The 13,061-nt window shown below is 46.9% G+C and carries 9 protein-coding genes and 1 tRNA gene; 6 read left to right on the top strand and 4 right to left on the bottom strand.

The features are described from left to right. Positions 1–9: 9 nt before the first annotated feature. Complete coding sequence (locus tag SYK_RS05835; RefSeq protein ID WP_281762654.1) at positions 10–1,374, bottom strand: ABC transporter substrate-binding protein; 1,365 nt, start codon at positions 1,372–1,374, stop codon at positions 10–12. Positions 1,375–1,383: 9 nt separating this feature from the next. After that, entirely contained in the window at positions 1,384–3,384 is a 2,001-nt protein-coding gene (locus tag SYK_RS05830; protein ID WP_281762653.1) for an adenylate/guanylate cyclase domain-containing protein, read from the bottom strand. A 1,149-nt stretch (positions 3,385–4,533) separates the two neighbouring features. On the opposite strand from SYK_RS05830, the gene SYK_RS05825 reads away from it, so the two are divergent. Further along, entirely contained in the window at positions 4,534–5,202 is a 669-nt protein-coding gene (locus SYK_RS05825; protein ID WP_281762652.1) for a formyltransferase family protein, read from the top strand. Between the two features lie 350 nt (positions 5,203–5,552). Here SYK_RS05825 and SYK_RS05820 read toward each other — a convergent pair. After that, a tRNA-Leu gene (locus tag SYK_RS05820) sits at positions 5,553–5,639 on the bottom strand. Between the two features lie 153 nt (positions 5,640–5,792). Between SYK_RS05820 and SYK_RS05815 the strand changes: the two genes are divergently transcribed. From SYK_RS05815 to SYK_RS05805, 3 genes are all read left to right on the top strand, one after another. Beyond that, positions 5,793–6,698: an AEC family transporter gene (locus SYK_RS05815; protein ID WP_281762651.1), complete on the top strand. Its 906-nt coding sequence runs from the start codon at positions 5,793–5,795 to the stop codon at positions 6,696–6,698. Positions 6,699–6,771: 73 nt separating this feature from the next. Further along, positions 6,772–7,302 carry a GAK system XXXCH domain-containing protein gene (locus tag SYK_RS05810; RefSeq protein WP_281762650.1) on the top strand — a complete coding sequence of 177 codons (531 nt, stop codon included), beginning with the start codon at positions 6,772–6,774 and terminating at the stop codon, positions 7,300–7,302. Between the two features lie 35 nt (positions 7,303–7,337). Beyond that, a complete protein-coding gene (locus tag SYK_RS05805) occupies positions 7,338–8,492 on the top strand; it encodes a GAK system CofD-like protein (protein WP_281762649.1) in 1,155 nt (384 codons plus the stop codon). A gap of 58 nt (positions 8,493–8,550) precedes the next feature. Here the strand turns inward: SYK_RS05805 and SYK_RS05800 are convergent, their stop codons facing one another. Beyond that, positions 8,551–10,260 carry a methyl-accepting chemotaxis protein gene (locus SYK_RS05800; protein ID WP_281762648.1) on the bottom strand — a complete coding sequence of 570 codons (1,710 nt, stop codon included), beginning with the start codon at positions 10,258–10,260 and terminating at the stop codon, positions 8,551–8,553. 160 nt (positions 10,261–10,420) lie between these two features. Between SYK_RS05800 and SYK_RS05795 the strand changes: the two genes are divergently transcribed. Beyond that, on the top strand, positions 10,421–11,638 hold the full coding sequence (locus SYK_RS05795; protein ID WP_281762647.1) for a bifunctional folylpolyglutamate synthase/dihydrofolate synthase: 1,218 nt from the start codon (positions 10,421–10,423) through the stop codon (positions 11,636–11,638). A gap of 12 nt (positions 11,639–11,650) precedes the next feature. Continuing rightward, complete coding sequence (selA, locus tag SYK_RS05790; protein ID WP_281762646.1) at positions 11,651–13,060, top strand: L-seryl-tRNA(Sec) selenium transferase; 1,410 nt, start codon at positions 11,651–11,653, stop codon at positions 13,058–13,060. Position 13,061 lies beyond the last annotated feature (1 nt).

Raw genomic sequence — 13,061 nt, 5'->3', positions numbered from 1 at the left:
TTTTTCGATTTAAATTTCCGAATTGATCATTCGCATTTTCATAGCAGTCTTTGAAACAGCTTCTTCCGGCGACAGTTTTCCTTGAAGAGTTTTCATGATCATTTCTGCCAGCAATCCCATGGCTGAAGCCTGCGCTGCTTGAGGCACGATATGACCATCCACAAAGCTTAAGCTTTTTAATGAATCGAACCCTGACAGGATACTATGGATTCGTTGTCGGGAGTATCTTTGGAAGACGCCTTGGTGGTCTCTGAAAAAGGTGTCATGGACTGCAATATCCTTTAGTACAGGCATCATGCCGCCGGGAACCGTGTGAAGCCACGTTATGTAGGCGTCGTTCGTGAAGAGGAATTCTACGAAACGTTCAGTTGCTTTTTCCTGTTCAGTATTTTCAGTCTTCAAGAGTCCGAGTGCATTGATGATACCGTAACTTGCTTTATGGAGACCAGTAATGTTTGAAACAAATCCGGTATGTTTCAAGAGGTTATAGTCGTAAGGGGCTCCACAGAGTTCTTCAAAATTGTCTCCAGTCAAAGAATTTGCGGCAATGGAAGGAACCGCCATGTCATCCATGATGAATGTTGAATAGAACATCATTGCCAATTGCCCTTGGAAATAAAAATCTCTTCCTCGCCATGTCTGAGGACCGGGAGGTGTATATCGTGCCAATTCCGTATAAAATTTGAGGGTTTCGACGGTCGCAGGGGAATCAAACACGACCTTTCCTTCGGGGGTGAATTCTTTCACTCCAGCAGAGAGAGCCAGATGCGTAAAGACCTGTTCGGCGTAAACATCATCCTGCGTACCGATGAGGAGACCGTACTGTTTTTTTTCAGGGGCGTGGAAGGTCTTGGCCGCTTTCAGGATGTTTTCCCAACTATCGGGCGGATTCAGACCGTATTCCTTAAACCAGTCTTTTCTATACCAAATACCCTGAATCCATCCATTGAAAGGAATACCGCTATACGTTCCGTCTGTATGTTGCAATTTGCTGAGCGTTCCAGAATAAAATCTGTCTTTTCCTATGCTGACAATACAGGCTTCAGTCCCCGCATTGTTCATCCACCCGAGTTTGCTAAAGGAGACAAGCAGATCCGAAGCGCAACTGATAATGTTTGGTCCAGTCCCTTCTTTATGGGCCTGGGTCAATGCATCTACCATGGCGTTTTCTTCAATTCCCTCAATCTGTATCTTAATGTCCGGGTTAAAGATCATGAAAGCATCTGCGAGATATTTGATAACCGCTTGTCGGTCTGTACCCAGGTCCGTTGTCCAGAAGGTGATGGGGGTGGCCGCTGTTGCGAAAACAGGCATGCATACCATTAAAAATGAAACGAGTATGTACCATTGTAGCAAAGTCTTGAACCGTATCATGACCTCTCCTTATTTCACGTCGAAACTTTGTTCACCGTTCCAGGAATCATCCGGTGATTGTATTGAAAATTCCTGAGTGAGTTTCAGATATTTTTCAATGAGAGGATCAGCTCCATATTCTTCAAGAAGGGGAGTGAAAGCGGCTTTTGCTCCCGCAAAATCCCGTGAAAGGAAAAGACGGATAGCAGCTTCCCACTTTTCTGTTTTTTGCATGATTTCTTCAGATACAGAGAATGGGGCATACATACCTGTTGCATTGATTTTTGTCCCAAGCAGTTCATAAACGCACAGCCCGTCAGTCGTTCCTTTGGGGACAACTTTGCCTGCAAAGCGGAAGAGGAATTCATCTCCGGCTGCGAGCATTGTCGGTCGACTGATAAGGATATCCGTTCCCATGTACTTATTGAGCCCTTCAAGGCGTGAAGCGAGATTTACAGATGCTCCCATGGCCGTATAGTCCATGCGGTCCGAAGAGCCTATGTTTCCAACAACGGCTTCTCCTGTGTGCACCCCCATTCTGGTCAGGAATTCCGGTTCATTATTGTTTCGACGATGTTGATTAAATACCGAAAGTACATTTCTGCATTGCAAGGCTGTGAGGCATGCGTGAAATGCATGTTCGGTGTTGATTACTGGAGCATTCCAGAAAGCCATGATTGAGTCGCCGATATATTTATCTATGGTCCCTTTGTTCTGGAGGATGGTCCAACTCATTTTTTCTAAGTAGCTTGTAATACTGCTTGTCACCTGCTCAGGAGTGAGGGTCTCTGAAATAGTGGTGAAATCTTTTATATCGCTGAATAGAAAGGTCATTTCCCTGCGATCGCCGCCCAGCGTTGGAACAATGTCGTTGACGATCATCGCTTTAACGAGAGGTTTGGGAATATAACTCCCAAAAGCGTTGAGGGCTTCACGCATGGTTTCAGTCGCCTTGCTCAATTCTCGGATTTCAAGAATATTCGATTGAACATTTATTGGTGAATCCAGTTTGAAAGCTTTAATATTTTCTACTTTTTGAGTGAGAATTTTGAGTGGGCGGCTGATACGTTTGGAAACGAAATATAGTATTGGCAAAAACAGGAAAAGCATCCCTAATGAGACAAAGAATGTTCGTTTGCCAACTTCAGCTATCGGGCCGGTAAAAGTTGACTCCGGGACTGTGAGAGCTATGAATAATTCTTTTCCATATTCTTTGGGAAGTGGTTCAATGCCAACGAGATGAGTGGTGCCATCCACAAGAAGTGATTGATCGTGAATGACGTCTGTGTCTTTGGTTTGAAGTAATTGTACAAGAGCTGTCAGAGCCGGAGAGCCGAGTGCAGCAATTTTTGCATTTTTTGTCGAGTCGCTTTCAGTAATGCCTATGCTGGTGATCAGTTTGTTTAAATCAGGGTAGGCATAGACATTCCCGATAGTGTCAAAAATCATGATTTCATTGCCAGGGCCTATGAGCTGTGATTTTAAAAAATGCGACACATTGGCGAGAGATAAGTCCACGCCGACAACGCCTTTAACCGTGGCGTCAAAACGACGGGAAACCGTTATCCCCGGTTCGTCTGATAAAGAAAAAATATAAATATCACTCAATGTTGCAATATCTGTTTCGCTGGCTGATCTGAACCAGGGACGACGTCTGGGGTCATATTGTACGTGTAATTCAGCGGAAGAACCAACTGTAACAAAACCTGTATCCAGATATTTTCTGAGTTCGTACCGTTGCTTGTCGGCCTGATGAGCAATTGTTTGTGTATACCAGACTGCATTTTCTGGAATGCCCAGACTCTTTTTTAATTCATTACGTCCGTGCAGTGAAGATACGAGAAAGAAATCTCCATCTTCAAATCCAATAAAAATGGAAGTAAAATCCTTGTTCTGCTCGAGAAATTTAAAAAAAACAGATTCCAAAGGGTGAGAATGAATTGATGCTTTTTGTCCGATGTCTTTAAAATTGATGAAAGTGTCCACGGTCCTGAATGCCGTGTCGAAAAGGGCCTGTGTTTTTTCAACCATGGACATCTCAACTCGGCGCAAAAGCTGGTGTGCGGCAATAACAGCAGAGTCAGAATTGCTTTTGTGCCCGTAACCAATCACAATTAAAACGATTGTTGTAACTAGAACCGTAAAGATCGTGAGGATGTTGACATGCAAAGGGATGTGCTTTCTCATTGGTGGCTCTTATTGTTTTTTGAATCAACGTCGATAAAGGTGCCGATTCTCTGATTACCATAACTCATCTATAAAGAATGTGGTAGATTCTATCGCAAAGGCCTTTTCTAGGCTTCAAAATGTATACAAGAGGGCATCCGTTTTGAATCCAATGGGAGATGGAACCCGTTAACTGTCTTAGCCTTTTTCTTCATGTTTAATAGAGCGTTTGTGTTTGTTGTAACCGTCCTTACGCAGTGAAATAATGGAATATGGCCGAATGTTTCTTCGTATGCCTTTAACGGGGGGAGACCTTCGTTCTTCAATGGTTACAAGCTTTTGAGCGGAAAGTGGATTCCTGATGATAGCGACCACAAGCCGTCTTGGGCTTGAGTAGGAGGCGAGAGCAACAGGAGCAAGAATGAGCTGGCTACAATGGACAGTCGGAAAGAACGGAATTGAGACATAGAGTTCTTTATTTAAAATGGCAGATCAATTTTTCATGGAATAATGACGACATGTGCCACTGTGTATCAAATAAAGAATAGCTTCATTTGTTGTAGTCGGGAAAACTGGTCCCATTCAAGCATTAGATAAGCTGTATGGGGTTGGTCCTACAGGGTGTTGCTTAATGAAGTATTGTTTTGAAGCACAAAGGAAAAGGGCTGCGACGTGTGTTACCCCCCCCCCTTAAGCTTGAATCAATTGTGTCGTATTGATGTTTTTTTTTGAAAAGTATCGCTGATTTAATTGGCAGCAACCATTGTCTGAGCCAGAACAAACACGGTCAAATATTTATGAGCTAAATATGCCGACTAGGGATTTTCTACCGGCCTTTGTGGAGAAGCAGTCCTTTTTTTATTGGGATCCTGATGGGGTGATTTTTGGGGTACAGCCCCAGTAAAATGATTACGTAAAACACGTGTGGCTCTATCAAGTCCTAGACAGATTTCTCTTAATGGTTTATTTTTTAAGTACCTGTTTAAAGTATCTGTTTTGGAGAGAGGTGGTTGAATGATTGTTCAATTTGATCGTAAGATGAGTGACCTGAAGATAGGATTTATTGGCTCTTTTGCTCAAGAATTAGCCAAACATTCAATGAAAGTAAGCGATATTTCTGACCCGATTGTTATTGAAAGCTTTGACTGTGTAAATGAAACGTATGATTTGATTTTTGGTGCAGGATTATATGAAATTATTCCTGAAGACATTCTCAATGTCCCAAAATTTGGAATGCTTTTTTTTCACGCAACGCCACTTCCAGAAGGCAAAGGAAATGCGCCGATATTCTGGACTGTAAGCAATAAGAGACCCAATATTACAGTGAGTTGTTTTAGGCCAAACAACAGTATTGATGCAGGGCCAATTGCTTGCCAATCAAATGTTGCTATTGAGGAAACGGATAACTATCCCATCCTTTATAAAAAACAATGGCAGGGTGTTCTTGATTGTCTGGAAGCAGCATTAGACGACATCTCTCAAGGAGTATTGGTTTTTCGAGAGCAGACGGGAGTCTCGAGTTTTACAGCCAAGAGAAGCCCTAGTGATTCCCAAATAGACCCTAATATGAAGTTGATCGATTTATGGGATCACATAAGATGCTGTGATAATGAAAATTTTCCTGCTTTTTTCGAACTGAATGGGAAAAAAGTATATCTGTATCATAAAGTGAAAGATGACTAACTTTATATGGTTGCGTCTTGTGATTGTCAGGAGCAAACTATTGTCTTTTTATACAACCCAGAGTTGAAAGATTTGAAATTAAGAGAAGTGGAGCTAAGAAATTGGACCACAGCTTATTTAAAGGGTTCGACTCTGAGTCATTTGTATCGGTATTGGCAAAAGTAAGTGCGAATGCTGAAGTGAAGAGCGAATAATTTTTGCGTATAAAGTCCGCACGGGCAATATTGTGGTAAGGTTGAACGGCTATGGCGTTTGCTAGAATGGCATAACCTTACCATGCTGCGGAAAGTATGACGTCTGAAGTACAAAGAAAAAGGGCTGCGACGTATGTCACAGTCCTTGTTCTTTACTGGTGCCGAAGAGAAGATTCGAACTTCCACGGAGAAACCCCCACATGGTCCTGAACCATGCGTGTCTACCAATTCCACCACTTCGGCACGTTCAGGAGAAATGGCTTATATATGCCCTGCGAGTGGTTTGCAAGTCTTTTCTTTTCTATTTTGTCCTGTCGGGAGTGTTGGTTGCAAAAGATAATCGCTTGAACTCGGAGTGGAAAACGCCTACCGTCCGCGCACAAATTGGAGAGACGGATGGAAAATTTCTTATTGTTGGGTATTTGTTTTGCGCTGGGTCTTGCCATGCGTGTGGCTGGAGTCATTGATGAAAAAGGGCCAGCGGCTCTGAATGCTGTTATTATTTATATGTCCATGCCCGCATTGGCTTTGCTTTATGCCCACTCCCTGCCGTTGGGGGTGGATCTTTTGTTGCCTGCTGCCATGGCTTGGATTGTTTTTGGTGTCGGGTATGCGCTCTTTGTTCTTTTGGGGCGTCGATTCGGATGGGATGAAAAGACTGTGGTTTGCCTGACCCTGTGCGTCGGGCTTGGTAATACTTCGTTTGTGGGATTGCCCATGATCGAGACTTTTTTCGGGCCAGAGTATATCGGTGTGGGCATGCTCTGTGACACGGGCGGTACCTTTTTGGCTCTCGCTATTCCCGGAATCATTCTTGCGGCCAAGGTCTCTGGTGAGAAAGTCAGTGGGTTGATGGTTGCGAAAAAAGTTTTCCTGTTTCCTCCATTTATTGCTATTTTGCTTGGCATCGCGCTTCAGCCGATTGCATATCCTGAGTGGCTTACAGGGGTGCTTTCCCGTCTTGGTTCGACGCTTAGTCCCTTGGCTTTGTTGTCCGTGGGGATGACGCTGTGTTTCAGTGCCATTCATGGCAATGTCAGAGAGCTATTCATTGGATTAGGGTATAAGCTTGTTTTTGCTCCATTGATCATCCTTATTCTATATATGGTGATTTTGGGTAAGACTGATGTGATTTCGCAAGTCACGGTGTTCGAAGCTGCCATGGGACCAATGGTCACTGGTGGAATCATCTGTATGAGCCATGGGTTGAGGCCATCGCTTGCCGTGGCTTTGGTCGGAGTCGGGACGCTGTTGGCTTTCGTTACGTTGCCTGTTTGGTATGCGGTCATACAGGCTGTATAGAGGAAAAACTCTCCTTGCATCCTTCGTGGAAAATTGTTCTCATTATTGAGTCAAAACCCTTTACGGAGAATTCATGAGCAGCGGAACTAAGATATTCAGACAAGTGGAACAAAAAGATCTTCCCACTTTTTTTCGGGAATTGGCCGACGCGTTGGAGAATGGCGGAACGGATGAATTTGCCTGTGTCGATGATTTCAAGAAGTTCAAGATTAAAGGGCGGGCCGATTTTGGTCAGGTCGTTCTTAAAATGAAATTTCAGAGTGAGCAGGAATGCTCTGCGCCATTTGATGTGGAATGTGAGACCTGTGGCGAAATCAAACCGGAATACAAGGACCTCAAGAAACGTATGAAGTCCAGCTTCAGGATGCTGGTCAAGATGATTCATGATGGCGAAGAGCCACCGCGTGAGGCAGTGGAATCATTTTTGACGGATTCTGCGTTCATGGTCAGTTATCCTGGTTACGGTGATGAATATTATGACATATACACCGAGGCGTGTGCGGCGTTCAAAGATGCGTATGAGTCTGGCGACATCAGTCGGATGCATACGGCTATTGATGCGCTCGTTCACGAAAAGGGGCGGTGTCACGCAAAGTATGCGTAATGTAAAAGGTCGGGGACTCTGCGCAGGAGGTGCGCATGATTAATTCCATTAAGGTGCAGCGGTGGAGACAGAATCCGGAATCAGGACCGTCCATCCTGTTTTTTAGTGGTGGCACTGCGTTGCGTGACACATCGCGTGCGCTTGTCGGACTGACGCATAATTCCATTCATTGTATTACTCCTTTTGATTCGGGCGGCAGTTCTGCCGTGCTTCGCAATGCGTTTGGTATGCCAGCAGTTGGTGATATTCGTAATCGACTCATGGCATTGGCTGATCAGTCCGTGCAGGGAAATAACGGTGTGTACGCGCTGTTCACCCACCGCTTGAGTCAGCAGGCGGATCAGGTCGAGTTGCGTAATGACCTCGATAGGCTGGCATCGGGCGAACATTTTTTGATGCACTGCATCCCCGGTCCTGTGGGCGTGATCATTATGGATTACCTGCAACGATTTTTGGCGATTATGCCAGCTGATTTCGACTTGTGCGGGGCGAGTGTTGGCAATTTGATCCTGACCGCCGGATACCTCTCCAAAGACCGGAAAATGGGACCGGTTATTGAGATGTTTTCCGAGTTGGCGACAGTGCGTGGAGAAGTCCGCCCTGTTGTGGATATGGATCTGCATCTGGTCGTAGAACTGGAGGATGATACCATTATTGTTGGTCAGCATTTGATGACCGGCAAGGAGGTTTCGCCGCTTGAGGCCCCCATTCGGTCCATGTGGTTGACGGATTCTTTTGAGCGAACATCTCCTGTTTATCCTATTTTAGGCAAAGATATCAAAAAGCGTATCAGTCATGCTGATCTTATTTGTTATCCGCCCGGCAGTCTGTATTCCAGCGTGATAGCTAATCTGTTGCCTCAGGGCGTGGGAGCGGTAATATGCGAGAATCCATGTCCCAAGGTATTTGTCCCGAGTATGGGGCACGACCCGGAAGCTGTTGGCTTGTCTGTAGCTGATCAGGTCCGATTGTTATTGCATTATCTTGCTGTGAGCGGGGCGCCTGAAGGGTGTCGACCGGTTGAGGCTGTGGTGGTGGATGTCGCAAACGGCGAGTACCCCGATGGCATTGACGAACAAGCTGTGCGGGACATGGGACTGGTTGTCATTGATCACCCCTTGGTAACCGAGATGAGTGCTCCGTACATTGATGGGACAAAGCTCGCCGAACTTTTGATTTCTCTTTCCTGAAAATAAGAAAGGCCGGGCATATTCGTTTGAATGTACCCGACCTTGTCTTTTTTGGGGTTTAAAACCGTTCAAATCCTTCGTCGGAACTTCCCTCCATGTCGAGGGAGAAACCATTGTCAGGGGCTGTTGTCGGTGTTGGTTTGGATGGCGGCAACTGTGTTGTGGGTGTTGTTGGTCGAACTGAATGTGTCGGCGTAAAGTTTTGATCAGTTTGGTGCCCGATGTTGAAGAACTGCATACCTTGTTGCAGGCCGGTCGCGTGGTTGGTGAATTCGTTGGCCGTGGCCGCTAATTCTTCAGACGCGCTCGCATTCTGTTGGATGACATTGTCCAGATCCTGAATAGCCCTGTTGATTTCTTGGGCGCCCGTATTTTGCTCAATACTGGCTGCGGAAATCTCCTGCACCAGATCAGCGGTCTTGCGGATATCCGGGACCATCTTGGTCAACATGGCTCCAGCCTGATCTGCTTTTTTTAGAGTGCTGGAAGAAAGTTCACCGATTTCGGAGGCCGCTTCGCCGCTTCGTTCGGCCAGTTTGCGAACTTCTGCTGCGACAACCGCAAAGCCTTTGCCGGCTTCGCCTGCGCGGGCTGCTTCAATGGCTGCGTTCAAGGCCAATAGATTGGTCTGGCGAGCAATTTCTTCAATGATGGATATTTTTTCAGCAATATTCTTGATGGAGTCAACGGCTTCCATGACCGTATCGCCACCTTGTTGAGCATCTTGAGCCGTTTGGTTTGCCATCTGTTCTGTTTGGGTGGCGTTTTCCGTGTTCCGACCGATTTGGCCGATCATTTCTTCCATAGCCGCTGAGACTTCTTCTACGGCTGCGGCTTGACGGCTTGCGCCTTCTGCCAGCGATTGGGCTGATTCCGTGACTTCAGTGCTGCCGGACGCCACTTGGTCCGCACCATACTTTGATTGGCCGACAATGGAACGCAGTCTTTCGACCATCTGGCCGAGGGCCGCCGTCAGCAGTCCTGGTTCGTCCTTGTAGTCGGATTGAATGTCTGTAGTCAGGTCGCCGGATGCCACATGGTTGGCCAAGACAACGGCTTCATTGAGCGGTTGGACAATGGAACGAACAATGAGCAAACAGAATGGAAGAATAATCAAGACAAGGACGGCAATGATGACGCTGCCAGTGGCCCATACATATGTCGAAACCAATGAGTCGATGTCATTGGCGATGACTTCTTTTGCATGAGCTACATTGTCCAGATATACGCCGGTGCCGATCCACATGTCTGTGCCGGGGATGAGTTCTGCATAGGAAAGCTTCGGTTGATCTCCTTTTTCTGGCTTGGGCCAGATATATTCGACGAAACCGCCTCCATTATGTGCTTTTTTATTTAATTCGGCGACCAGAGCCACCCCGTTTTTGTCTTTGAGGTCCTTGAGATCTTTGCCGTGTAAGGAAGGCTTAGTCGGTAGAGCTACACATGTTGTGTTGTTGTAGACAAAGAAGTAACCGGATTTGTCTTCCTCAAAGCGAATTTTATCCACTAGTTTTCGAATGATATCTATTTTTTCTTCCAGGATAGGGGCTTCGGCTATGGCTGCGCCAATACTGACGGCCATGGAGTGGGTGGCGACTTGCAGTTTTCGTTCTTCACCTTGAAACATGGCCTGGTCTGAGCGTTCGACGCCGATGTCTTTAACTTTTCCAACTCCACTGAGAAAGGCAAGCGAGAATCCAAGAATGAAAATGACGATGCTGGTAATGAGTACCAGGATACGAGTCTTGATTGTGACTTTTCTGAGCATATATCCCTCCAATGGATAAATTCCAACATACGATAGCACGTATTTTGTCAGGAAATCCACTAGTAGAGCCAGATTATAAGAAGTCCCGACATGATGCCGAGATTTCAGAAGATGATCATAGATGTTTCATGCCGGACCAAATCCTGATAAAAGAGCTTCCGTGACATATATAAAAGATTATTCTCAATTGGCTGAATACATGGACAGGCTCGGACTTTTCCATATGGATTTGAGTTTGGACCGCATGGAAACGTTTATGGCTGCACACGGTATGCCGAATATACCCGTGGTGCATGTGGTCGGAACCAACGGCAAAGGGTCTACTTCTGCCTTTTTTGGTTCCATTGCCCGCGCTCATGGCCTCAAGGTAGGGCTTTTCTCTTCACCACATTTTATTTCTCCACGAGAACGGATTCAGGTGAATCGGGCCATGCTTTCTCGTGAGGTATGGGTTGAGCTTGCCAGCGCAGTCTTGTCCACGTCCGGTGGTGAAGATTTGACTTATTTTGAATTTCAAACTTGTCTGGCTTTGCTTGCGTTTGAACGAGAAGGTGTAGACGTAGCCGTCATGGAAGCCGGATTGGGTGGGAAGTTCGATGCCACCAATGTTCTGGCTCCCGGGCTGACGTTGTTCACACCTATTGGTATGGATCATGAGAAGCTCCTTGGTTCGACGCTGGCAGAAATTGCCAAGGATAAGGCTGGTGCCATGCGTCATGAAGGTGTGGCCCTGACAGGTCCGCAGGAAGCCGATGCCATGATTCAGTTGCAGGATCGTGCTCAATCTGTCGGTGCACGGTTGATGTACTCCGTGGACTTGGCTGAACCTGTTCGTGGTGTGAAGTTGGGCCTCAATGGTATTCATCAGACCATGAATGCTCAGCTTGCTTTGGCCGGGTGGCGATGGTTCGCTGCTGGTCGAGATATTCGGAGTGAGCCTCGTCTCGAAAATTTTGGTATGGAGACCGTTTTTGTGCCGGGCCGGTTGCAGACAGTGGATATCGACGGGCGGAGTATCATGCTTGACGGGGCGCATAACAGCCATGCCTTGACCGCGCTTTCCGCAGCATTGAATGCGCAAAATATCCGGCCGGAGTGCGTTGTTTTCGCTTGTTTGAAAGATAAGGATCTGGCCTCCATGGTGCCGTTGGTACAGGCGTTGACCGATGGGCCGATCTTTGTTCCTGCAATGGAAAACGAAAGAGCGATGGGTGCCGATGTGTTGGCCGAAGCCTTGGGAGGTAAGGCGCGCCCTGCTCTGTCTATGGGAGAGGCTCTTGAAATGGGGGCGAATGTTCCCGGTCCGACACTCGTTTGTGGGTCCTTGTACTTGTTGGCGGAGTTCTATAGATTGTATCCCGAATGTCTTACAGTCTAACATGAGAAATATATGAGCCAAATTTTTAGATATCTTCCGTCCGTGGATCAGGTCCTTTCTTCCCTTGAGGCCATTGAAGATTTTCGAGATCTGCCGCGTGCTTTGATCAAGGATTTGGTCAATGATTTTTTGAATGTTTGTCGAGAGGAGATTCGTTCCGGCGCCATCACAACATCGGAGCAATTGGACCTTACGGCATTGTTGCCTCGGCTGGTCGCATTTGTTCGTGCGCAGTCCCGTCCACATTTCAGGCGGGTACTTAATGGTACGGGCGTTGTCATTCATACGAATTTGGGCCGGTCACTTCTTGCCAAGTCCGCCATCAAGGCTGTGGCGGAGGCGTGCGGCCATTATTCCAATTGTGAATTTGATTTGTCCACCGGACATCGGGGTAGCCGGTATTCTCATGTGGAGAAAATTCTGTGCGATATTACCGGAGCTGAGGCTGCACTTGTGGTCAACAACAACGCCGCCGCAGTCTTTATCATGTTGGAAACCTTGGCCAAGGGACGAGAGGTTATCGTGTCTCGCGGGCAGCTCGTGGAGATCGGTGGTTCATTTCGCATCCCGGATGTCATGACCAAGTCCGGGGCCATTTTGCATGAAGTCGGTGCTACAAATCGAAGCCATGTCCATGATTACGAGAATGCTATCAATGATGAAACCGGTGCACTTATGCGGGTTCATACGTCCAATTTTAGGGTGGTCGGATTCACCAAGGAAGTGACGCTGCCGGAAATGCGAGAACTGGGTGACAAGTATAATCTGCCGGTAATCGAAGATCTTGGGAGCGGTTCTCTGTATTCACTGCAGGGTGACGGTTTGCTCGGTGAACCCACGGTGCAACAGACCGTGGCACAAGGTGCGGATGTAGTGTCTTTTTCCGGTGATAAAGTGCTCGGTGGTCCGCAGGCGGGTATCATTGTTGGACGTAAGGAATATATTGATCGCATCAAGAATAATCCGGTTAATCGGGCTATGCGCATCGACAAAATGACGTTGGCTGCTCTTGAGGCGACTTTGCGACTTTACCTCGACATGGATGAAGCTCGACGCAAGGTTCCTACGTTGAAAATGATTACCGCATCACAAGAAGCGCTCAAGAGCAAGGCGCGTCGTTTGGCTGACGCCATTCGTCATTCTCTCGGCGAGCGAGCTGTGGTTTCCATGAAAAAGGGAGTATCCAGAGTGGGAGGCGGGGCCTTCCCCGAGTATGATCTGCCCGGTACCATGGTTTCTATTGCCGTAAAGAATATTTCCGTGGGAGATTTGAAGGACGCGCTTCTTCAGACCGACCCTCCGTTGGTGGCGCGTATTGAGGATGATGAGTTTCTTATTGATCCACGTACATTGGCTTCGACAGAACTTAAAATGGCCGCCTCCGCGTTGGAGCAGGCTATGGTTTCCCTGACCGAAAAATAAG

This window comes from Pseudodesulfovibrio nedwellii, from assembly GCF_027923765.1.
In the GTDB taxonomy this organism is placed as follows: Bacteria; Desulfobacterota; Desulfovibrionia; order Desulfovibrionales; family Desulfovibrionaceae; genus Pseudodesulfovibrio; species Pseudodesulfovibrio nedwellii.
The sequence above is the reverse complement of the archived record's forward strand: the minus strand, read 5'-3'. Positions and strand labels throughout refer to the sequence as shown.

Bases quoted from the DNA above. Each gene is read 5' to 3' on its own strand.
- selA (WP_281762646.1), top strand. From the start codon at position 11,651: ATGAGCCAAATTTTTAGATATCTTCCGTCCGTGGATCAGGTCCTTTCT.
- SYK_RS05825 (WP_281762652.1), top strand. From the start codon at position 4,534: ATGATTGTTCAATTTGATCGTAAGATGAGTGACCTGAAGATAGGATTT.
- SYK_RS05835 (WP_281762654.1), bottom strand. From the start codon at position 1,374: ATGATACGGTTCAAGACTTTGCTACAATGGTACATACTCGTTTCATTT.
- SYK_RS05805 (WP_281762649.1), top strand. From the start codon at position 7,338: ATGATTAATTCCATTAAGGTGCAGCGGTGGAGACAGAATCCGGAATCA.
- SYK_RS05830 (WP_281762653.1), bottom strand. From the start codon at position 3,384: ATGGTTGAAAAAACACAGGCCCTTTTCGACACGGCATTCAGGACCGTG.
- SYK_RS05800 (WP_281762648.1), bottom strand. From the start codon at position 10,260: ATGCTCAGAAAAGTCACAATCAAGACTCGTATCCTGGTACTCATTACC.
- SYK_RS05810 (WP_281762650.1), top strand. From the start codon at position 6,772: ATGAGCAGCGGAACTAAGATATTCAGACAAGTGGAACAAAAAGATCTT.
- SYK_RS05815 (WP_281762651.1), top strand. From the start codon at position 5,793: ATGGAAAATTTCTTATTGTTGGGTATTTGTTTTGCGCTGGGTCTTGCC.